We start from the raw sequence: 23,655 nt of genomic DNA, 5'->3' as shown, positions 1-23,655 counted from the left end.
TATACAAATTTTTCATTATGTTATTGAAAGAACTCTCTCCAAAAATTTATGACGCACTGAACCAGCAGGTGGAAATGGAAGCAGCCTCCTCCCAATATTACCTGGCAATGGCCTCCTGGTCAGAGGTGCAGGGGTACAATGGCGTGGCCCAGTTCCTGTACCGCCATTCCGATGAAGAAAGGGGCCACATGCTGAAGCTCCTGAAATTTATTAACGAAAGAGGTGGTCATGGCCTGGTTCCTGCATTAAAGCAACCTACCGTGAAATTCAAAAGCATACATGCCATTTTTGAACAAGTGTTTAGTCATGAGTTGCTGGTTTCCAAAGAGATCAACAACCTAGTGGATTTGTGCCTCAGCGAAAAGGACTATGCCACTCACAATTTCCTGCAATGGTATGTGACCGAACAAATTGAAGAAGAACGCCTGGCCCGGCATATTCTTGATAAATTAAAACTGATCGGGGAAGACAAGGGCGGTCTTTACATTTTTGACCGCGACCTGGCTGTTCTGGACAGCAACGATAAACACTAACATTAGATTTAATTATTGCGCGTCACTTATTACTTTTGTGGTCACATATGCAAACATCAAAAGTTTTAAAAGCCCGCAAAAGAATTGCCCTCATCGCTCACGACCACAAAAAGGCGGAGTTAATTGAATGGGCCACTTATAATAAAACGGTACTGAGCCGCCATGAACTGTATGCAACCGGCACTACCGGTCTGCTGATAGAACAGGCGCTGGATGTATCTGTAAGAAAACTCCTGAGTGGCCCGCTGGGCGGCGATCAGCAAATTGGCGCACTCGTGGCCACCGGGGAACTCGATGTAATCATTTTCTTCTGGGACCCAATGGAAGCCCTGCCTCATGACCCGGATATCAAAGCCCTGCTGCGCTTAGGTGTGGTGTGGAATATCCCGATGGCGAGCAACCGCGCATCGGCCGACTTCCTCCTCACATCCCCGCTCATGCACCAGGAATACGAAGCAAGTTTGCCGGACTACAGCCAGTATACAAAAAGGAAGATATAGGCGTTTTACTACCCGGATTTTCCGTACATTAAAGAAAAGCTCCGGGAATGAAAACTGCTTTTACCCTCTACTTTATTACCATTCTGACTGGTTTGGCTTTGCTGTGCAACGCACAAAATGATAGCAGCAAAGCCACCCGCGACTCCCTCACAAACTCACAACTGATCCTTACCACCCGCCTGCTCCGGGAAAACGATTCTCTCCAGAAAGCGGACGACGAACAGAAAAAACAGCTGCAGCAACAACTGCTGCTGATCAGTAACGACAACGACAACCGCAAAAAAGAACTGCAACAGAAACTCTCCGCTTTTGAACAGGCCGACTCCCTGAAAAAAGTAGCTGCCCGCCAGCGGATTATCCAGCTGAAAGCTACCAGCAAAGGCATTCCCGTAGTACCCTTCCGCCGTGATACCCTCTTCTATATTTATAACAAACTGGGACCACTGAACCCAAGCGACCGTGCAGCAAACATTGAACATAAACTGTCGCAGCTGGCCGACGATCCCTTTTTTATACCTGATTCAATTAAAGTTATACCCAACGAAAACAATATAGACGTTACCTATAATGAACTGGTGCTGCTAAGCGTAACAAATGACGACGCTCTTTGGCTGGACCAGGAAAAAGAACCTGTTGCGCAAAAGTATGCCGCCGCTGTACGCAACGCGATATTACAGGAAAAGAAAGACAGCAGCCTGCAGAATGTCCTTGTCAGGATCGCCTGGCTGTTACTGATCATCGTTATATTTTCCGCTATCGTATACGGCATCAACCGCTTGTTCAAACGCCTGCGCAAAAGGATTGTCCGTGAAAAAGACCGCTATTTCAAAGGCGTAAAAGTAAAAGATTACGCTTTGCTGAACCAGCAAAAGCAGATCGGTATTGTTTTTAACGCGTTGCGTATAGTAAGGATCGTGGCTATTCTTTTTGTCTTTTATATTACGCTGCCCTTTGTATTCAGCATCTTTCCATGGACAAAAGGCATCGCCGATAAACTGATCAACTGGACATTATCCCCCATCAAATCCATCCTGGTGGGCTTCCTGCATTATCTTCCCAAATTACTCACCATCATCGTAATTTATCTTATCACGCGGTACCTGGTAAAACTGGTGAACTATCTCTCGGAAGAAGTGGCCACCGGCAACCTCTCGCTCAAAGGTTTTTATGCCGATTGGGCAAGACCCACCGGAAGCGGGATCAAGTTCCTGCTGTACGCCTTTATGTTCGTTGTCATATTTCCTTATTTGCCCGGATCAGATTCAAAAATATTCCAGGGCGTTTCTGTTTTCCTCGGCATCTTGTTTTCATTGGGTTCTTCTTCCGCCATTTCCAATGTGATAGCGGGTTTTGTAATTACGTACATGCGCCCTTTTAAGATCGGAGACCGGGTAAAAATCGGGGAAATTACGGGAGATGTAATTGAAAAGAACCTGCTGGTAACCAGGCTGCGCACGATTAAGAACGAAGAAATTACAGTGCCCAACGCCAGCATATTAAGTGGCCATACCATTAACTTCACCACATCCAGCAAAGACCTTGGCCTCATCTTACATACTACCGTTACTATCGGCTATGAAGTGCCCTGGAAAAAAGTACATGAAATGCTGATCAAGGCTGCTATAGAAACAGACGGCGTTATGAAAGACAAAACGCCCTTTGTTTTACAAACCAGCCTGGATGATTTTGCCATCGCTTACGAAATCAATGTATATACCGATCATTCCCATAAAATGGCAGTCATCTATTCTGATCTGCACCGGCATATCATAGATGAGTTTAATGCTGCGGGTATTGAAATTATGTCGCCGCATTTCATTGCACACCGCGATGGAAATATGACCACGGTCCCAACAGAATATTTGCCGGAAGATTACCAGGCGCCTGCTACGAAGCTGAAGATGGAGAAAGATTAGTTCCCTATCTTCATAAGAATCACATATTTGTATCGGATCAGCCCTGCTTTTTGCTATTTTCGCATCTTACGGTTAAAAAGTCAGGCAGATGTTGAAGCAATTTATAGCAGGCGCAATACTATTGATTATCGGAATGCAGCAGGCATGGGCGCAATTGCCCCCCAAACGCGAGCTAAGAGCGGTGTGGATTGCCACTGTGGAAAATATTGACTGGCCATCGCGGCGGGGCCTGAGTACAGAGCAGCAAAAGCAGGAATTCATTGCCATACTCGACCAGCAACAGCGAAATGGTATGAATGCGGTAGTGGTGCAGGTGCGCCCGGCTACCGACGCCTTTTATCCATCTCCATATGAGCCCTGGTCTGAATACCTCACGGGCGTGCAGGGGCAGGCGCCAAACCCGTACTATGATCCGTTACAGTTCATGGTGGAAGAAACGCATAAACGCGGCATGGAATTTCATGCCTGGTTTAACCCATACAGGGCTGTATTTAATACAAGCCGCAGCAGCGTGGCAGCCAATCATATTACCCGCCTGAAACCACAATGGTTCGTTGTTTACGACAATAAAAAATATTTTGATCCGGGCATTCCGGAAGTGCGCGAATATGTAACGATGGTTATCCGCGACGTGGTAAAACGCTACGATATCGACGCCGTACATTTCGATGATTATTTTTATCCTTACCGGGTTCCGGGAAAAGAATTCCCGGATAACAGCTCCTACCGCCTGTATGGCAACAATATGATGAAAGATGACTGGCGCCGCGCCAATACAGATGCCATCATAAAAATGCTGAGCGTAGCCATCAAAGCAGAAAAACCCTGGGTAAAGTTTGGTGTCAGTCCCTTTGGCGTTTGGCGTAACAAAGACAAAGACCAGGAAGGATCCTATACCAAAGGCGGTCAAACCAACTACGACGATCTGTTTGCCGATATCCTGAAATGGCTGAAAAACGGCTGGATCGATTATGTGGCGCCGCAGATCTATTGGGAGCGCGGACACCGGCTGGCCGACTACGAAATATTACTGAACTGGTGGAGCCAACATGGCTATGGCCGCCACGTGTATATTGGCCACGGCGTGTACCGGATTGGCAGCAATGCGGCCTGGAAAAATCCAAATGAATTACCGGCACAAATAGAAGAAGCGAGAACACTGAACACTATCCAGGGCAGTATTTTTTACAGTGCGGCCTCTTTCCGCGGCAACCCGCTGGGCATTGAAGATGCGTTGCGTACCCGTCTTTATAAGTACCCTGCATTACGGCCCATTATGCCGTGGCTGCCAAAGGAAACACCCGAAGCGCCTTACTTTATTGATGCCTTTGAACGGCCGGGAGGACTGGAAATACACTGGGCAGATGATGATACCAGCGGCCACACCAAACAGTATGTCCTGTACCGGTTTGAGCAAAACGAAGCGATTAACGTCAGCGACCCTACGAAAATTATCAGCATCCTGTCGCAATCGTCCGATCCTGAATTTAAGGACCTCACTTATGTGAAAGGGAAGCTGTATACCTACATCGTCACCGCACTCGACAGATTACAGAATGAGAGTCATATCAGCGAGCCACTGCGTATGCGGCAGTTAAATGGAAAAGTACAATTCCTTTTCGAGCCATAGCAGCGGGAAACAGGCGCATTAAAAAATCAGTGCGCCTGTTTCCATATCTATCGCGGTGGCTTCTGCAGGAAGTTTTAATTCCGGGAAGGCATCTGTGTGCTGCAGTGCAACAGTAGACCCCAGCAACCCGCCGGCAACGCCGCCCATTAAGGCCCCGCCTATAATAGCGCTTTGCCTCCTTTCATAGGCCGACAAATAAGAAGTGATCACATAGCCATAACCGCTGCGGGAAAGCCCTACCAGTGATTTATCATTGTATTTAAACACCGCCCCGTTTTTTACCACACCCCATAAGGCAGGAACAATTGTTTTCTGGCCATCGCCGGGAATAGCATACACCTTTACTTTGCCCGCTTTCCCTTTTGTTTCATATTGCAGGATATCAGGCTTGTTCTCCAGGAAACTGGCGAATGACAGGTATATACCATCGTTCATAACAGGGTCCTTCAGCGCCGGCAGTTCCCGCTTTTTTGCATAAATTCCTGTGGTCGCGGCATAGGAGAGTCCCGGCCCGGCGTCCGCCAGCACTGAATCCAGGACCCCGGCGCCGGCCGCATAAAATTCCTTGAATGCATTTGAGATATTGTTCCGGTGCTGGTGGGTTACATCAAAGCCATTGTTCAAATGTGTTATATCCATGGCTTTCAGCAATTTGTAGGTGTCGTCGCCGGTTTGTACGTAGGCGGTTGCCTTTACACGGACGTAGGCTTTTTCTCCCATCATCTGAGTACGTTCCCCAATGCGAAGATCTTCTACCACCCATATAAGCCGGGGCTTACCGGGGGTGAATATGCCTCCGAAGGTATTGTTTACGAACTCCTGCAGGTACCTGCCCATTTCCTTATCAGGGATGGCTTCTGCCTTATTATTGAAAAGTCCGGTTTGTAAAAAGCCAATGCGGGCGGTATCCCATACCGCGCTGACAATGGCAATTCCGGATACTTTCGCCTGCAGGCTGTCGGCGGTAAAGGGGGAGGCCTTCGCCAGGCTTACTTTTTTTTGTGAGATGGCAGCCGGCGCTTCGGCGGCATCCTGTGCGCGGGCCGGCAGCAGAAATCCGGCAGACACTAAAAACGCACTCATGAATAGCTTTGGGAGCATAAAATTGGTATAGGCGTTTATGTTAGTAAAGGGTATCATTCAAATATAATACAGGGCGGTTGAAAAAGCACCTCGCACAAAAGTGTTATAATCCGGGTCACTTTAAAGGTGCCGGTCTGAGCCTTAAAATGGAACCAATTTGTCCTGAGGGAGCAGCCATTTTTTCAAATATTCTAACAATTACCGCCATCTTTTTATGTTTTTCTAAATTTTAACCGTCTAACAAAAGTTTATACAAAAAATACCGCGTTCCTTTAGTATCTTTAAACCGTTCCCGAATTATATCGTACACCATCACCCGCGGCGCAAGTCAGAAGGGAAGGGTGTGCCAAAGCAAAAAATCTAAACCAAATGGATGAAGTGAAGCAAACGCAAGGTTTATACCGTCCGGAATTTGAACATGATGCCTGCGGAACAGGTTTTACTGCCCACATCAAGGGTCGTAAATCCCACCATATTATACGTGATGCCTTAACCATGCTGGAAAACATGGAACACCGCGGAGCCTGCGGTTGTGAGCAGAACACGGGAGATGGTGCAGGAATACTGTTTCAAACGCCCCATGAGTTCCTGTATGATGAATGCCTGAAACTGGGCATCGCCTTACCGGAGTTTGGAAAATACGGTGTAGGCATGGTCTTCTTTCCGAAAGAGCCACGCTGGCGTGAAGAATGCCGTGAAATATTTCAACGCAGCGCAGAGAAACTGGGCCTGGAAATTCTGGGTTACCGTAAAGTACCGGTACGCCCGGATGGTATTGGTGAATCAGCCCTTTCTGTAGAACCGGAAATTGAACAGGTATTTATTGCCTGTCCTTATCATATCAGCGATCCGGAAATTTTTGAGCGCAAATTGTTTGTGCTCCGTAACTACGTTTCCAAAACTGTTCGCAATACCGTTCCTAAAGAGAAATCGCTGTTTTACATTGCGTCCCTCTCTTATAAAACAATTGTATATAAAGGTCAGCTGACCACCTACCAGGTGCGTCATTATTATACAGACCTCAGCGATGAGAAAATGGTGTCGGCTTTTGCCCTCATCCACTCCCGGTTTGCCACCAACACTTTCCCCAGCTGGAGATTGGCCCACCCTTACAGGTACATTGCCCACAACGGGGAAATCAATACGCTGAAAGGTAACCTTAACTGGCTCCGCGCCGGCGAAAGGGACTTTATTTCCAAATATTTCAGCAAAGAAGAGATGGAAATGCTGCTTCCCATCGTGGAAGAAGGCCAGTCCGACTCTGCCAGCCTGGATAATGTGATTGAGCTGCTCACCATGACCGGCCGCTCCCTGCCGCATGTAATGATGATGCTGGTACCGGAAGCCTGGGACGGCAACGAAGACATGGGCGAAGAAAAGAAAGCGTTCTATGAATATCATGCCTCCCTTATGGAGCCATGGGATGGTCCTGCTTCCATTTCTTTCACCGATGGTAAAATTATTGGCGCGACCCTGGATCGTAACGGTTTACGTCCGAGCCGCTTCGTGGTAACAAAAGACGATCGCGTAATCATGGCTTCTGAAGCCGGTGTATTGCCCATCGATCCAAAAAATATTAAAGAGAAAGGCCGCCTGCAACCTGGTAAAATGTTTATCGTAGACATGGACCAGGGCCGCATCATAGGTGATGAAGAGCTGAAACAACAGATCTGCTCCCAGCAACCTTATGGCGAATGGCTGAATAAATATAAGATCCGCCTGGAAGAACTGCCGGAACCAAGAGTAACCTTTACTCACCTGGAACACGACCAGATCTTTAAATACCAGCGCGCTTTCGGTTACAGCACAGAAGACCTGGATCACATCATTGCCCCAATGGCAATTGATGGCAAGGAACCTGTTGGCTCCATGGGTACAGATACTCCGCTGGCAGTCCTGAGCAATCAGCCACAACATCTCTGTAACTATTTCAAACAATTATTTGCACAGGTAACCAACCCGCCGATTGATCCTATCAGGGAAAGACTGGTGATGTCGCTGGCTACTTTTGTAGGCAACAACGGTAACCTGCTGGATGAAGATCCGCTGCACTGCCATGGTTTGGCGCTGCGCCACCCGATCCTCAACAACCACGAACTGGAAAAGATCCGCAGTATCGATACCGGCTTATTCCAGGCCAAAACATTGCACACTTATTTCAAGGCAGACGGTAAGCCCGGCTCCCTGGAAAAAGGATTGGCCCGCTTATGCCGCTACGCGGTAGACGCCGTGGAAGACGGTTTTGAAGTGATCATCCTTTCTGACCGTGCTATCGACTCAGAACACGCCGCCATTCCATCTATCCTGGCTGCATCCGCCGTTCACCACCACCTGATCCGCAAGGGTTACCGTGGCCAGGTAGGACTGATCGTGGAAGCCGGTGATGTTTGGGAAGTACACCACTTTGCCTGCCTGCTGGGCTTTGGCGTAACCGCCATCAACCCATACCTGGCCCTCAGCACCATCCGCGATATGAAGCTGAATGGCAAACTGGACACCGCGCTCGACGTAGATAAACTGAAGAAAAATTATATCAAAGCTATCTGTGACGGCCTCCTGAAAGTATTCTCCAAGATGGGCATCTCCACCCTGCAATCATACCAGGGTGCACAGATCTTCGAAATATTGGGTATCAACCAGGCAACTGTTGATAAATATTTCACCGGCGCCGTTTCCCGTATCCAGGGATTGGGGCTCGATGAAATTGCCCGTGAAACACTGGCTAAACACTGGATGGGCTACGGTCGTAAAGAAACACCGGTGCAGCGTTTAACAGAGGGTGGCGTATATCAGTGGAAACGTAAAGGAGAATTCCATCTCTTTAACCCCACTACTATTCACTATCTGCAGCTGGCTACCCGTATGGGCGACTATGCTGCTTTCAAAAAGTATTCAAAAGCAGTAAACGATCAAAGCGAAAAAGCAGCCACTTTACGGAGCCTGTTTACGTTTAAAAAGAATCGTCCTTCTATTTCCATTGATGAAGTAGAACCAGCATCCAGCATCTTCAAGCGTTTTGCTACCGGTGCTATGAGCTTTGGATCTATTTCCCATGAGGCACACTCTACACTGGCCATTGCCATGAACCGTATCGGCGCAAAAAGCAATACCGGTGAGGGTGGGGAAGATGAGCTGCGTTATGAATTGCTGGAAAACGGCGACTCTATGCGTTCTGCCATCAAACAGGTTGCCAGCGCCCGTTTCGGGGTTACCAGCTACTACCTGACCAATGCCGACGAATTACAGATTAAAATGGCGCAGGGTGCAAAACCCGGCGAAGGCGGGCAGTTGCCCGGCCATAAAGTGGATGAGTGGATCGCAAAAGTAAGGCACTCCACACCCGGTGTGGGCCTCATTTCTCCACCTCCTCACCACGATATTTATTCTATTGAGGATCTGGCACAGCTGATCTATGACCTGAAAAATGCTAACCGTGCCGCCCGTATCAGCGTGAAGCTGGTATCCAAGGCTGGTGTTGGTACTATCGCTGCCGGTGTTGCAAAAGCACACGCCGATGTGGTACTGGTTTCAGGTTTCGATGGCGGTACCGGCGCTTCTCCTGAAAGCTCCATCAAACACGCAGGTTTGCCATGGGAGCTCGGTTTGGCCGAATCACACCAGACCCTCGTAAAAAATAAGCTCCGCAGCAGGGTAGTACTGCAAACAGATGGCCAGCTGAAAACCGGCCGCGACATTGCGATTGCTACCTTATTAGGTGCTGAAGAATGGGGTGTTGCTACCGCTGCCCTCGTGGTAGAAGGTTGTATCATGATGCGTAAATGCCATGTAAACACCTGTCCTGTTGGTGTGGCTACCCAGGATCCTGAACTGCGCAAACGCTTCACCGGCGATCCGCAGCACGTGGTAAACCTGTTCACCTATCTCGTGGAAGAACTCCGCGAAATCATGGCAGACCTGGGCTTCCGCACCATCAATGAAATGGTGGGTCAGGTAGAATGCCTCCAGATGCGTGATAACATCACCAACTGGAAAACACAAAAACTGGATCTGTCACCGATCTTATATAAAGAAGAAGCTTCTGCCGAAACCGGCCTGTACAAACAGGAAGAACAGGATCACGGCATCAGCGAGGTAATCGACTGGCAACTGCTGAAGGCTGCACAGCCTGCACTGGAAAAGAAAGCCAGGGTATATCAGCAGTTCCCTGTAAAAAATACAGATCGTACCATCGGTACCATCTTGTCTAACGAAATATCCAAACGCTACAAGAGCGAAGGATTACCGGAAGACACCCTGCATTTCAAATTTATCGGATCTGCAGGCCAGAGCTTCGGCGCTTTCACCACTAAGGGGTTAACGCTGGAACTGGAAGGGGAAGCCAATGACTACTTTGGTAAAGGCTTGTCTGGCTCCAAACTGATCCTCTATCCACACGGAGAAGCAGGATTCAAGGCGGAAGAAAATATCATTGCAGGTAACGTTTGCTTCTATGGAGCAACTTCCGGTGAAGCTTTCATCCGCGGTAAGGCTGGCGAGCGTTTCTGTGTACGTAACTCCGGCGCTACCGTAGTAGTAGAAGGAGTGGGTGATCACGGATGTGAATACATGACCGGTGGTAAAGCGGTGATACTGGGTGAAACCGGCCGCAACTTCGGAGCAGGTATGAGCGGTGGTATTGCCTTTGTATACGATGTGAAAGGCACTTTCGCCAACTACTGCAACCGGGATATGATTGACCTCGATCCGCTGGATCAGGCAGATGTAGCCATGTTGCAGGATCTGATCACAAAACATCACGCCTACACAAACAGCACCGTGGCGAAGTTTATCCTGAAAGACTGGGAAAACCAACTGCGTCATTTTGTGAAAGTGTTCCCGAAAGAATACAAGGCAGCGTTGAAATCAGACAAAGTACAGGGTCAGAAAGTAGGTCATTAATTGAACAATTAACATTCATCATCAAAATATCCCTTGCAGGTAAGGGACTTGTGGAGGAAAATTATGGGTAAACCTACAGGATTCCTGGAATTTACACGCGAGCTGCCCGGGAAAGCGGATCCCCGGGAAAGGGTTGGTCACTATAATGAATTTGTAGAACGCTTCCCCGATAATAAATTAAATCAGCAAGCTGCCCGCTGTATGAACTGCGGCGTGCCTTTTTGCCACAGCGGATGCCCGCTGGGTAATGTGATACCGGAATTTAACGATGCCGTATACCGCCAGGATTGGAAAGAAGCGTATGATATACTGTCCTCGACCAATAACTTCCCGGAATTTACCGGCCGTATTTGCCCGGCTCCCTGCGAAAGCGCCTGTGTGCTCGGTATTAACCAGCCTCCGGTAGCTATCGAGGAAATAGAAAAACACATCATTGAAGTAGCTTTCGATAAAGGTTTGGTACAGGCAAAAGCGCCCCGTATGCGTACCGGCAAAAAAATAGCTGTTATTGGTTCCGGCCCCGCCGGTTTAGCCGCAGCAGCACAGTTGAACTATGCCGGCCATACCGTTACCGTGTTTGAACGCGACGATGCACCGGGCGGACTTTTACGCTACGGTATTCCGGACTTCAAACTGGAAAAATGGGTAGTAGACCGCCGTGTGAAACTGATGGAAGAAGAAGGCGTGGTGTTTCAATGCAATGCCAATGTAGGCGTTAACGTTAGTACCAATGATCTGCTGAGAGAATACAACGCAATTGTACTGGCTGGTGGTTCCACCATTCCACGCGACCTGCCTATCCAGGGCCGTGAGCTGAAAGGCGTACACTATGCGATGGACTTCCTGAAGCAGCAGAATAAAAGAGTAAGCAATATTGCAGTAGAAGGCAGCGATATACTGGCAACCGGCAAAAATGTAATTGTAATTGGTGGTGGTGATACCGGCTCCGATTGTGTGGGAACCAGTAACCGTCATGGCGCCAACAGCGTTACACAGCTGGAGTTATTACCAAAACCTCCGGGCGAACGTACGCCGTATATGCCATGGCCTACCTACCCGATGGTCTTAAAAACATCGTCTTCCCACGAAGAGGGAGCAGACCGTAAATGGGCCATCGCCACCAAATCCTTTATCGGAGATGATAACGGCCACCTGAAAGCCCTGCGCCTGGTAGACCTGCAATGGACCGCCAGCGCCGACGGCAGACCGGCAAAATTCACGGAAGTTCCCGGATCAGAAAGAGATGTACCCTGCGAACTGGCCTTACTGGCTATGGGCTTCGTACATCCGCAGCATACCGGCTTACTGGATCAGCTGGAAGTGGAAAGAGATGAACGCGGTAATGTAAAAGCTACCGAAAAAGACTACCTGACATCTATTCCTAAAGTGTTCACTGCCGGCGATATGCGCCGCGGACAGTCACTGGTGGTATGGGCAATAAGCGAAGGTCGTGAGTGCGCAAGAAAAGTGGACGAATTCCTGATGGGCAGCTCCCAGCTGGAAAGCAAAGACCATTCACTGCAGGCAATGGCTTTATAATTCAAAACTGTAAATCAAAATTTTTCTCATAAGCAGGTTTAGATTTTGTTGTAACCTTCAGCCGGGCCGGGTTTTTACCCGGCCTATATTTTTTTAAAAGACAGGATTCCCTCCCGGGAAACCGCCAGCTTCTGCTTAATGCCTGCTGTTAACGCCACCCTCTCCTGATTTTAAAGACATAATTCAAACATCAGCAGAAACAAAGCCGGTGTTCAGCTATTTCCGGCTAACCTCACTTCCTAAACCCAATACATTTGTTTATTATGAAACAACTGTTGTGTTTTTGGAACCTGCTGTTACTCGGTATTTCCGTAGCAGCGCAAAATGTGCTGATTACAGACGCACCTCAACTAAAGAAAGGCCTGTATAAAACCTTTGAGGAATTTCAATCAAATAATCCTTCGGAAGAAGGAGACCTGGTTATAAAAAACCGCAGCTCCGCCGCGCAGATCTATCTGCTGGCCAACAGGAATGAATTGGTGCTCCGGGATGGCGCCGGCCAGGAACACAAACTGAAAAACTACTGGGGCTTTTGCGACGGAAGGAACATCTACATCAAAGACAACGGTCTTAATAAACTACAGGAAATCGGCTACTACTGCATATATGCCCTGCACGGCATCCAACCCTCCCGGGGCTATTTAAACCAGGCCGATATGACAACAAACAGCATCAGCACACCGGTGGTACTCAAAAAAGTGCTGAATGTGGTGACAGGCCAGATATTGGAACTATCTGCCTACAATCTCAAAAAATATATTCTCCCGCAAGACAGCGTATTGCTCGACGAATTCAGGGGCGACAGGGAAAAGAAAGATCAGCTGGAGTATTATATCTTCCGGTTTAATCAACGGAATAAACCCGGAACAAAGTAATTATTCTTCTTTCAAAATGATACTGTTTAAGTTTCGTTAACCCACTGCTGTTATGGCTTTGGTATATTGTGCCTATTACAATATTGTGAGATGAATAAATATTTTTTCATGAAAAAAGAATTAATTGAAGCGCTGTTTAAACAATTTGAACAGGCTTGTTATGAACACAAGGGTATCGAATGCTGGAGCGCCAGGGAATTGCAGCAAATTCTTGGCTATACGCAGTGGAGAAACTTTTTGAAAGTAATTGACAAAGCAAAAGCCTCCTGTGAAAACAGTGGTGTATTGGTTTCAGACCATTTTGCTGACATCAGCAAAATGGTCGCTGTTGGCAGTGATGCAACGAGGGAACTTCAGGACATCGCGCTTACCCGTTACGCCTGCTACCTGATCGCTCAAAGTGGCGACACCCAAAAAGATCCGATTGCATTTGCCCAAACCTACTTTGCCGTGCAAACCCGCAAACAGGAAATTGTTGAAAAAAGATTGCTGGATATTGACCGTATTAATGCCCGGGAAAAGCTATCGAAGTCAGAAAAGGCATTATCCGGTATTATTTACGAAAGAGGGGTGGACGATAAAGGATTTGCCCGGATCCGCTCGAAGGGCGATGAGGCTCTTTTCGGAGGATTTACCACCCGCGATATGAAGAGAAAACTGGTCATTCCCGAAAACAGGGCATTGGCCGATTTCCTTCCCACTATTACCATTAAAGCAAAAGACCTCGCCACAGAACTCACCAGTCATAATGTACTGGAAAAAGACCTGAAAGGAGAAGAGGATATTACCGAAGAACATGTTGACAACAATACCGCCGTTAGAAATGTGCTCCTGGAAAGAGGTGTAAAACCAGAAAGCCTTCCCCCGGCAGAAGATGTGGATAAAGTAAAAAGAAGAATTGAAAAAGAAGATAAAAATGCCCTGAATCAGGATAACTAAGTAATAAAAACCAACCCGTCCGGTCCATTTCCTTTTCGCCAATCTGTGCATATTACTACTCACCCCATTCTGTTTCCATCGCCAAAAAAAGTATGTCCGTTACCGTATTTGATGTATTCTTGCAATAACGATTCGTTGCCGGTACCCCTGAGGTATGGATTTTGTTGTACCCGCAGGCAAGCGCCCGGTTGCACTATCCTGCCGGCAAAGTAAACCATAAACGTGCTTTTGCGTTTATATTCAGTAATTTACTTTTGTAATACATCATAGTGACAGAACCAGCAGAAACCGGAGAAAAACACGGCCGCCCCTGGTGGCGATGGCTTATATGGATTATTGTTGCGGTGCTCCTATTGCCCGTAATGGCTGTTTTATTATTACAACTGAACGGCGTCCAGAATTACTTAAGAGAACAGGGAGAATTATACCTCCGGAAAAAACTGCACACCAAAGTGCAGATCGGCTACCTGCGCGCACGTGGCTGGCAGTACCTGGAACTTCGGAATGTATATGTGGCCGACACCGCCAACCAGGCCCTTTTTTATACCGGCTCCCTCAAAGTACATTACAACCTCCTGTCGCTGATCAGCAATGAACTGAAAATAGATAAACTCGAGTGGGACACCCTGCTGGTAAATGCCTACCGGCACCCCGGCGATTCCGCCTTTAATTACCAGTTTGCCATAGATGCCTTTGTAACCCCTTCCGGGGATAAGGATACCCTGGCGCCGGAAACCGGCACCACCTTGCAATTCCGGCTGAAAGACATTTCATTTCGTAAAGTGAAAGTAAGCTATGAAGATGCGCAGGGCGGCATGTCTGCAGTGCTCACCTGGGATAGTTTACACATTGATCCGGACGACCTCCTCATAGATGATGGCATTTACGCGTTCAGGGGCATTACCCTCGATGGACTGAAAGGCTTTTTCCGGCAAAAGTACATCGCCCCGGCTGTTACCTCTGCCGCCCCGCCGCCACCACCGGCCGATACCAGCAGCGCATCACTCCATCTGCTCCTGAAAAAACTACAGATCAACAACAGTCATTTCCTGTATGCAGATGAAGGCTCCGGTATTACCACCGCCTGGAAAATAGGCGCCCTGCAATTACGCAACAGCAACCTGGACCAGGACTCTACCCGTATACAGATGGGCGATCTTTCCATCAGCAACACCGCCGGCCTGGTAATGATGGTTGCCGGAAAGGACTCCGTTCCCGCCGCGCCAAACGATACCACGCCAAATACCTGGCAGGTATTTGCCACCCAGGTAAATCTTGATAAACTTGCCCTGCGCTACGATAACGGTGGCCCCGCACCTAAAGCCGCGGGACCAGATCCTGACTATAATCACCTGCTGCTAACTCAATTCTCCAGTAAAATCAGCCATATCCGGTATAAGCCGGATAGTATTATGGTGGGAATAAAATCATTGACTGCCCGGGATAAGTCCGGTTTTACCATCCGCAAAGCCAATATGGACGTATTGTTCACGCCTTATACACTGGCGCTGCGCAACTTCCTGCTGCAAACCAATAAAAGCATTTTCCGCAAACAGATCATCGTAACAGTGCCTTCCTGGTCCGGCATTTCCGACCATCTGGACCAGCTCGGACTGGATGCCAATCTCGATTCTGTGCATGTAGCACTGGGAGAGTGGCTCCCCTTCGTTCCCAACGCACGCAAAAACAAATCATTCGACCAGCTATGGAATAAACAACTAACGCTGGCGGCTATATTAAAAGGAAACCTGGGAGAACTGAATATTAAACAGCTCTACGTCAACGATCATGAAGGCAACCTGATCAAAACAGACAATGGCCAGGTGCTCCATGCTACAAACCCGGATCTGCTCAGCGCCGATCTTCCTGCGCTTTATATACAAACGGGCAACAAACCCTTGCGCGCCTGGCTACCCGCGGGTACCCTCCCGGATACGCCACGCCTGCCGGAAAACATGCTGATTACCGGTATGTTCAAAGGCGGCATGAAGGACCTCGTTACCCAATTACAACTGAAAAGCGAAACCGCCAACGCCAATATCAACGCACGCCTCGTCAATATTACCGACAGCATCCGCAGCAGCTACACCATCAGCATTCCATACTTCCGCATAAACCCGGGAGCAATGCTATACGATACTACCTACGGCTGGATGTCCGGCAAACTGAGCGCTACCGGTGAGGGCTATACGCTAAAACAAATGGTAGCCAAAGCCACGGCACAACTGGATGAAGCTACCTATAACGCCTATACGTATCACGACGTAAGCGTAATCGCCGGTATCAACAAAGGCGATTTTGAAGCGCAGGGCGAAAGCGCAGATAGCAGCATCACCGCCACTTTCGATATCAGCGGGCAAATGGTGGATACTACCATCCAGGGACTGAAAGTAAATATGGAACTGGCCAAAGCCGACCTGTATGCCACCCATTGGTATTCAGAACCGTTAACGGTACAGGGCAATCTCCTGGCAGATTTCAACAGCATAGAACCACAGCGCATAGAAGGCAATGCCTTTTTAACAAAATGGCAGATAGCCACACAGGGACAGGTATTTCCGCTGGACAGCATCTCCCTGGTAGCCGAATACAAGGATCAGCAATACCTCACCTTAAAAAGTCCGTTTGGCCTGATCAGCGCCAACGGCCATATCGATTATACAAAAGTGGGGGCCGCCTTCGCCAATATTATCAATAAACCATTAATGCCGGCCGATTCCGGCGCTATTGTACAGGTCCCCGGCGGACAATCACTGCAGTGGAATGCCTCTTTACAGTGGCCAAAGAATTTACACCAGATGATTCCAACACTGCGCATGGAAGTGCCGCTGGTGATGAATGGCCGCCTCAACAGCGACAGCAGCCTGCTGATCGCAAACGCATATCTTCCGAAAATTAATTATGATTCCCTGCAGGTCGACAGCCTGCGCATAGGCGTATCTATCCAGGACACCTCTTTGCGGCTCGGGGCATCTTTGGCCCGCATGGCGCACCCTACATTCCCGCTGCAACATACCTATCTTACGGCTTATGCCAACACTGGTGTGGTTGACTTTGACGTAGTACTGGATGATGTTAAACGGCAGCCCAAGTATAAACTGGGCGGCATTTTTACGTTCCTGAAAGATAATGCCATGCAGCTGTCACTCAAACCCGGACTGCTGTTAAACAAACAGGAATGGACTGTGGCAGAGAACAATATTCTCCGGATGAAAAATGGCGCACCGGATACGGCGAATATCAAACTGTCGCAGGGCGATCAGTCCATCCAGGTGGCCACCAAGCCTGATACCAGCGCCACTCCTGCACTCCAGGCCAACATCGCCAATTTTAAATTGTCGACCATCACCGCCCTACTGGCAACAGACACCCTGCTGGCCAACGGCATCCTGAATGCAGAAGCGACTGTACGTAACTGGAACCAAACACCACTGATTCACGCCACGCTGAAAGTAGACAGTCTAACGGTGAAGAATACACGCATGGGAACATTAGACGCCAATGTGGAAAACAGCGGCCCTGGCCAATATAAACTTACAGCCGGATTAACCGGCAACGATAATGATGTAAAGGTGGACGGCACCTACGACACTACTATCAATGCCCAGCTGGATATCAATAAACTGAGCATCGCCTCGCTGGAACCATTCACGATGGGCAATGTTACTAAAATGTCCGGCAGTGCCACCGGGCAGTTCAATATTACAGGTACACCGTCGGCCCCCAAAGTATTGGGAAGCCTGCATTTCGATAATGCTGCAGGCATGGTAACCATGATCGGCAGCACTTTCCATTTACCGGATGAAGATATTGTACTGGATGAAAGAGGAATACAACTGAATAACCTGGTAATAGCCGACAGCGCCAATAATGAACTGGTGGTAGATGGCCGCATTAATACCAGGAATTTCACCCGGTATAGCTTTAACCTCGATGTTACTGCCGATAACTTCATGGCTCTTGGCCGGCAGCAAAACCCGGACCAGTGGATTTATGGACCCGCTTATATAGATAGTAAAGTGAAGATCCGCGGCACACTCGACCTGCCGAGAATTGATGCCATCGTAAAGCTGCGCGACAAATCCAGCGTTACCATGACGCTGCCGCAAGAGGAGCCGGGACTCGCCAACAGGGAAGGCGTGATCGAATTTGTGGATAAATCCAATCCTGTCGATTCTGCACTACTCGCCCGTGAAGATAGCCTTCGGTTTAAAACCACGCGGTTAAAAGGCATGTTCTTATCCGGTAACCTCGATATTACTCCGGAATCTGTCCTTAAAATTATCATCGATTCACAAAACGGTGATTATGTACAGGCAAAAGGTACCGCCAGCATTAATGCCACGCTGGATCCCAGCAGTAAGTTAAGTCTTACCGGCCGCTACGAAATAACGGAAGGTAAATACGAGATGTCACTGAACCAGCTCATTAAACGCTCTTTCGATATAGAAAAGGGCAGCTTCGTATCGTTCAATGGAGACGCTACCAGCGCCGACCTGGATATCACCGCCAAATACACGGTGAATGCGCCGGCCTACGACCTGGTGGCAGATCAGCTTCAAAGCATGTCTGCCGAACAACGAAATACCTATAAACAACGGATGCCCTTCCAGGTATACCTGATGATCAAAGGCAATCTCATGAAGCCTGATATCAGCTTCCGCCTGGACCTGGCAGAGAACGACAGGAATACCCTGAACGGAACACCATATAACCGCCTGAAACAAATTAACCAGGTGCCCTCTGAGCTGAATAAACAGGTAATGGGACTGCTGGTGCTGAACTCCTTTATCCCGGATGACCCTATGAGTACACTCGATGGCGGCTCCGGCGGTGGAGTAGGACAGGCAGCGAAAAACAGTGTAAGTAAAATACTTTCACAACAGCTCAATAACATGGCGGGCAACCTGATCAAAGGAGTGGATCTCAACTTCGACCTGCAGAACCAGGAAGATTATTCCTCCGGCTCCGCCCAGGAATCCACCAACCTGAAAGTTGGCGCCTCCAAACAGTTATTTAATGATCGCTTAACCGTTTCCGTAGGTTCCAATATCATGTTGCAGGGAAGCCAGCAAAATGCCAGCTCCCTGATCGGTGATATCTCCGTAGAATATAAACTTACCCGCGACGGACGTTACCGGATAAGGGTATATCAGCGCAACGACAGTCAAACAGTGCTCGAAGGACAGGTAGTGGAAACAGGAGTTGCCTTTGCACTGATCATGGATTATGATGAGTTCCGCGAAATTCTGCAGCGGTCCAAAACTGATACTAAAAAACAGCGGTTACGCGATACCAAAAAGAAGAACGATAAAAATACGACAACGCCTGATGCGAAAAGTAAGTAGCCATATCATTATTTGCTGTAGCCTGTTATGCCTGGTAATCCTGGCAGTCAGCTCCTGCAGTACCACACGTACCGTACCTGAAGGAGACCGGCTATATACTGGCAGCGACGTAAAATGGATCACTGACACCATTACTAAAAAAAGACCGAAAGATTATAGCTCGCTCATGGAAGGAATGGATAAAAGAATCCGTCCCAACAGGAACCGTAAATTTCTCGGTATGCCCATTAAGTTGTGGCTGTACAATTTAGGCAATGAACCCAAAGGGAAAGGATTGAACTACCTGCTGCGAAGAAAATGGGGGGAACCGCCCGTGTTGCTGAGCCAGGCAAAACCCGACTACACCTCACAGGTATTGGAAGAATACCTGGTGGATAACGGCTATTTCCAGGCCGGCGTTGTTTCTGCTATTAAGTTATCTGGCAAGAAAAAAGCTTCCATCAAATACACAGCCACTCCCAATCACCGGTATACCATTAAAAGTGTCACCTATTTGACAGATAGTAGCGCCATCGGTAAAACCGTTACTTATACCAAACCGGAAAGCTCTTTGATCATTGGCGCCAATTATTCGCTCGATTCAGTTAAAGCCGAACGGGAACGGATACACGCCGCGCTGAAAGAACAAGGTTATTATTATTTTACACCTGATTATTTACTGGTACAGGTAGATAGTACCAATAGCGGTACGGTTGACCTCTTTGTAAAGATAAAAGACAACACGCCACTGCTGGCGCTCCGGCCTTACAGGATGCATGACATCGTTCTGTTCCCGGACTATTCGCTGGATAACGACTCCGCTTCTACACAGGGAACTCCGGTAAGATACAAGGGCATTTACATTGTGGACTCCGCCCACCGGTTTAAATCATCCGCATTTGACCGCTCCGTGTTTTTACGGCCAGATAGCCTGTATCGCCTGAGTTCACATAATATTACCCTGCAAAGACTGATTAACCTGGGCGTATTCAAATTTGTAAAGGGACAATTTTCGCCGGTAAGGGATACCTCTATTCACAACTTAGTGGGCGGCGGCCCCAATGTTACCGGCAACAGGGACAGCTCCAGGCGGCGCGATACCTCCGGCAGGAACCTGAACCGGCGCGATAGCACCTACGCCCGTGATACCTCCCAGGCCAACAACTACAGGGCCATGGTAAACAACCGGGTGGCACTCGACAGCGGGTGGCTGGACGCAAAACTTTTCCTTACGCCATATAAACGCCGTTCCCTTCAAACAGAACTACGTGGTACCTCTAAATCTAACGGGTTCATTGGATCACAAATACAGATTACCGCTAAAAATCGCAACTGGCTCCATTCTGCAGCATTGCTTGAAATTGGGTTGCGTGGCGGACTGGAATGGCAAACCGGTAATAAAAATGCAGGAGGCTCCAATTCGTATGGCCTCGGTGCAGAAGCAGCTGTTACTTTTCCGAGGTTCATCACACCCTTCCGTGGATTGAACATCCGCACACCCTATGTACCTAAAACAAGAATAAGCGCCAGCTATGAGTTATACAGCCGCGCCGATCTGTATAACCTTAACGCATATACGCTACAGCTGCAATACCTGTGGCAACGGACACAATACCTGAGTCATATCTTTGCACCCGTTGCGCTTACCTATGTGTTGCCTACCAAAACAACACCGGCATACGACAGTATCCTGGCAAACGATCCAAGTCAGCGCAACGCTATTGAAAAACAATTTATCCTCGGCGGCAACTATACGATCACCTACAATAACCAGCAAGCCAACCGGGTACACAGTTTCTACCTGAGCGGCAATATAGATATCTCAGGAAACATTGCCGGGTTGATCATTCCGAAAAATGATACCGGGCAAAAAACATTACTTGGGAATTCATTTGCGCAGTATGAAAGATTCACTGCAGAAGCGCGCCACTACTGGCAGCTGGGCAAAGGCAAACAATGGGTAAACCGCCTGTTGATTGGATACGGTTTGCCATATGGCAACTCAGCCACCCTGCCTTTTGTAAAACAGTTTTTCACCGGTGGTAGCAGCAGCATCCGGGCATTCAGGGCGCGTACCCTCGGTCCGGGATCTTATCACAACCCCGCCGTGGATACTTCCGCCTTGCTGGCTAATGAAGCCGGCGATATCAAGCTGGAATTCAACTCTGAACTGCGGGTGCACGTGGCCAGTGTGTTTAATGTGGCAGCCTTTGTGGATGCCGGTAACATCTGGTTACAGAAAGATGTTCCGGACAAGCCGGGTAGTAAATTTGCCTTCAATACTTTTTATAAAGACATTGCCGTTGGCGGTGGGGTAGGTTTGCGCATTGATGCCTCTATTGTAGTAGTACGCCTCGATCTGGCTATCCCATTCCGTGTTCCTTACCTGCCGGAGAACGAACGCTGGGTGTTTGATAAAATAGATTTCAGCGATCCCGACTGGCGCAAAAAAAATCTCATTCTTAACATTGCCATCGGTTATCCGTTTTAATATTATGGGGAGATGGTCCTGAAATCATCTCCCCATAAATTCATATTTACAGCACATCTTTCAGGTGCTTGTAGTTCGACTTCACCGCATCAAATACATCTTCATATCTTCCGCTGAGGATCAGTTTCCCCATCCAGAGCGCAAATCCTTTCATCTGGGCAAATTCCACTTTTGGCGGCATAGCCAGGGACTCTGGATTAGTAAATACATTTACCAGCACGGGTCCTGCCGTTTTTGCTGCCTGGGCCAATATGCTTTCCACCTCTTCCGGTTTACGGATGGTAAACGCTGTGAAGCCCATGGCCACTGCTACCGCCCCAAAATCAGGATTCACCATGTCCGTTTGCCAATCGGGGAGCCCCGCCACTTCCATCTCCAGCTTCACCATGCCCAGGGCGCGGTTATTAAACACGATTACTTTTACCGGCAGTTGATATTGTTTAATGGTCATCAGGTCGCCCAGCAACATTGTTAACCCGCCATCGCCACACAAAGCAAACACTTCCCGGCCTGGTTGCGCCAACGCAGCTCCTATTGCCTGCGGCATGGCATTCGCCATAGAGCCATGGTTAAAAGATCCCAGCAAGGTACGTTTGCCGGTGCCTTCCAGGTACCTGGCTGTCCAAACATTGGTCATGCCCGTATCTACAGTAAAAATAGCGTCATCTGCTGCAATTTTATTGAGGGTAGCCGCTACATACTCAGGGCTGATGGCGTTCTCCTTGCCGGTGTCTTCTACATAAGTCTGCATTTTCTTTTGCACTTCCCGGTAAAATGCTACCATTTCGTCCAGGAATTGCCGGTCGGTATTTTCCTTTAGCATTGGCAGAAGCGCTTTCAGTGTATCTGCAATATCCCCGCACAAACCTAACTCCAGTGTGGCCCTGCGGCCAAGCCTTTCCGGCTGGATATCTATCTGGATAATCTTCGCCTTCTCAGGAATAAATGGCGTGTACGGAAAATCTGTTCCCAGCAGTAACAACACATCGGCTTCATGCATGCTTTTATAAGCCGATGCCAATCCCAGCAAACCCGTCATGCCCACTTCGTTGGGATTATTGTACTGAATACCCATTTTTGCGCGGAACGAGTATGCAATAGGCGCTTTTAACAATTGCGACAAAGCCACTACTTCATCGTGTGCTTCTACGGCGCCCAGGCCGCAATAGATCGCAATTTTCTTCGCATCGCCGAGTAACCCGGCCAGCTGCTTTAATTCTGGTGCCGACGGACAAACAACGGGCTTAGGATGATACAGCTTCGTGGCAGTAGGGATCTCCTTTGCATCAGCGGCTGCTACATCTCCCGGCAATCCTAAAACCGCCACGCCGTGCTTATGCACCGCATGCTGTAAGGCAGCCTGCAACATGCGGGGTGCCTGCTCGGCTGTTGCCGCTACCTGGTTATAATGACTGCAATCGTCAAACAACTTAATGGTGTTGGTTTCCTGGAAATAGTCGCTGCCAAATTCATTGGTAGCGCAGGTAGACGCAATGGCTACCAGCGATGCGCCCGACCGGTGCGCATCATACAATCCATTGATCAGGTGAACATGCCCGGGTCCGCTGCTGCCGGCACAACAAGCCAGCCCGTTCAGCTGTGCTTCCGCTCCTGCAGCATAAGCCCCCACTTCTTCATGCCGGACATGAATCCATTGGATCCGTCCATCACGACGCACAGCATCGTTGATGTGATTCAAACTATCGCCGGTTACCGCATAAATGCGCTTGATACCGGCATTTGCCAGCATATCTACTAATTGATCCGCTACAAGTGTTGCCATAAGTAATTTGTTAGGATGAGTGCCAGATAAAAACAGCTGATCTCTCACATTGTTCAGCCGCCTGCCATTCATCAAATTCCCCGCCACGAGCTACTGAAAGCGTCGGGAAATTGACTTATTTTTAGGTCATTGTCTAAATC

The 23,655-nt window shown here is 48.5% G+C and carries 12 protein-coding genes; 10 read left to right on the top strand and 2 right to left on the bottom strand.

Going from position 1 to position 23,655, the window contains the following annotated elements; genetic code table 11:
• The first annotated feature begins 17 nt into the window (after window positions 1-17).
• The 4 genes from ACLHR0_RS07565 to ACLHR0_RS07550 all read left to right on the top strand — a co-directional run bounded on the left by ACLHR0_RS07565 (window position 18) and on the right by ACLHR0_RS07550 (window position 4,579).
• Entirely contained in the window at window positions 18-533 is a 516-nt protein-coding gene (locus tag ACLHR0_RS07565) for a ferritin (RefSeq protein ID WP_436485666.1), read from the top strand.
• Window positions 534-580: 47 nt separating this feature from the next.
• The gene (locus ACLHR0_RS07560) at window positions 581-1,033 is read left to right on the top strand and encodes a methylglyoxal synthase (protein ID WP_332004585.1); all 453 of its coding nucleotides are present in this window, start codon (window positions 581-583) and stop codon (window positions 1,031-1,033) included.
• Between the two features lie 47 nt (window positions 1,034-1,080).
• Entirely contained in the window at window positions 1,081-2,949 is a 1,869-nt protein-coding gene (locus ACLHR0_RS07555; protein WP_436485663.1) for a mechanosensitive ion channel family protein, read from the top strand.
• A gap of 88 nt (window positions 2,950-3,037) precedes the next feature.
• Complete coding sequence (locus ACLHR0_RS07550) at window positions 3,038-4,579, top strand: family 10 glycosylhydrolase (protein WP_429062248.1); 1,542 nt, start codon at window positions 3,038-3,040, stop codon at window positions 4,577-4,579.
• A gap of 18 nt (window positions 4,580-4,597) precedes the next feature.
• On the opposite strand, the gene ACLHR0_RS07545 is transcribed toward ACLHR0_RS07550, so the two are convergent.
• Window positions 4,598-5,662, bottom strand: coding sequence for a hypothetical protein (locus ACLHR0_RS07545; RefSeq protein ID WP_429043164.1), 1,065 nt, complete (start codon window positions 5,660-5,662; stop codon window positions 4,598-4,600).
• A 369-nt stretch (window positions 5,663-6,031) separates the two neighbouring features.
• Between ACLHR0_RS07545 and gltB the strand changes: the two genes are divergently transcribed.
• From gltB to ACLHR0_RS07515, 6 genes are all read left to right on the top strand, one after another.
• Window positions 6,032-10,561, top strand: coding sequence for a glutamate synthase large subunit (gltB, locus tag ACLHR0_RS07540; protein ID WP_370908884.1), 4,530 nt, complete (start codon window positions 6,032-6,034; stop codon window positions 10,559-10,561).
• Window positions 10,562-10,624: 63 nt separating this feature from the next.
• On the top strand, window positions 10,625-12,100 hold the full coding sequence (locus tag ACLHR0_RS07535; RefSeq protein ID WP_079471497.1) for a glutamate synthase subunit beta: 1,476 nt from the start codon (window positions 10,625-10,627) through the stop codon (window positions 12,098-12,100).
• A gap of 263 nt (window positions 12,101-12,363) precedes the next feature.
• Window positions 12,364-12,975 carry a hypothetical protein gene (locus ACLHR0_RS07530; RefSeq protein WP_436485660.1) on the top strand — a complete coding sequence of 204 codons (612 nt, stop codon included), beginning with the start codon at window positions 12,364-12,366 and terminating at the stop codon, window positions 12,973-12,975.
• Window positions 12,976-13,083: 108 nt separating this feature from the next.
• Complete coding sequence (gene dinD / locus ACLHR0_RS07525) at window positions 13,084-13,914, top strand: DNA damage-inducible protein D (protein WP_436485658.1); 831 nt, start codon at window positions 13,084-13,086, stop codon at window positions 13,912-13,914.
• A gap of 269 nt (window positions 13,915-14,183) precedes the next feature.
• The gene (locus ACLHR0_RS07520) at window positions 14,184-19,262 is read left to right on the top strand and encodes a translocation/assembly module TamB domain-containing protein (protein ID WP_436485656.1); all 5,079 of its coding nucleotides are present in this window, start codon (window positions 14,184-14,186) and stop codon (window positions 19,260-19,262) included.
• The gene (locus ACLHR0_RS07515) at window positions 19,246-21,732 is read left to right on the top strand and encodes a BamA/TamA family outer membrane protein (protein WP_429043153.1); all 2,487 of its coding nucleotides are present in this window, start codon (window positions 19,246-19,248) and stop codon (window positions 21,730-21,732) included. Before ACLHR0_RS07520 ends, ACLHR0_RS07515 begins: the two co-directional genes overlap by 17 nt.
• 46 nt (window positions 21,733-21,778) lie before the next feature.
• Here the strand turns inward: ACLHR0_RS07515 and ACLHR0_RS07510 are convergent, their stop codons facing one another.
• Window positions 21,779-23,515 carry a thiamine pyrophosphate-dependent enzyme gene (locus ACLHR0_RS07510; protein ID WP_429043152.1) on the bottom strand — a complete coding sequence of 579 codons (1,737 nt, stop codon included), beginning with the start codon at window positions 23,513-23,515 and terminating at the stop codon, window positions 21,779-21,781.
• Window positions 23,516-23,655: the final 140 nt, after the last annotated feature.

The organism is Chitinophaga sp. ARDCPP14 (assembly GCF_051362515.1).
Classification (GTDB): domain Bacteria; phylum Bacteroidota; class Bacteroidia; order Chitinophagales; family Chitinophagaceae; genus Chitinophaga.
The sequence above is the reverse complement of the archived record's forward strand: the minus strand, read 5'-3'. Positions and strand labels throughout refer to the sequence as shown.

Coding starts and splice junctions, on each gene's coding strand:
- ACLHR0_RS07565 (WP_436485666.1), top strand. CDS start 18: ATGTTATTGAAAGAACTCTCTCCAAAAATTTATGACGCACTGAACCAG.
- ACLHR0_RS07560 (WP_332004585.1), top strand. CDS start 581: ATGCAAACATCAAAAGTTTTAAAAGCCCGCAAAAGAATTGCCCTCATC.
- ACLHR0_RS07555 (WP_436485663.1), top strand. CDS start 1,081: ATGAAAACTGCTTTTACCCTCTACTTTATTACCATTCTGACTGGTTTG.
- ACLHR0_RS07550 (WP_429062248.1), top strand. CDS start 3,038: ATGTTGAAGCAATTTATAGCAGGCGCAATACTATTGATTATCGGAATG.
- ACLHR0_RS07545 (WP_429043164.1), bottom strand. CDS start 5,662: ATGAGTGCGTTTTTAGTGTCTGCCGGATTTCTGCTGCCGGCCCGCGCA.
- gltB (WP_370908884.1), top strand. CDS start 6,032: ATGGATGAAGTGAAGCAAACGCAAGGTTTATACCGTCCGGAATTTGAA.
- ACLHR0_RS07535 (WP_079471497.1), top strand. CDS start 10,625: ATGGGTAAACCTACAGGATTCCTGGAATTTACACGCGAGCTGCCCGGG.
- ACLHR0_RS07530 (WP_436485660.1), top strand. CDS start 12,364: ATGAAACAACTGTTGTGTTTTTGGAACCTGCTGTTACTCGGTATTTCC.
- dinD (WP_436485658.1), top strand. CDS start 13,084: ATGAAAAAAGAATTAATTGAAGCGCTGTTTAAACAATTTGAACAGGCT.
- ACLHR0_RS07515 (WP_429043153.1), top strand. CDS start 19,246: ATGCGAAAAGTAAGTAGCCATATCATTATTTGCTGTAGCCTGTTATGC.
- ACLHR0_RS07510 (WP_429043152.1), bottom strand. CDS start 23,515: ATGGCAACACTTGTAGCGGATCAATTAGTAGATATGCTGGCAAATGCC.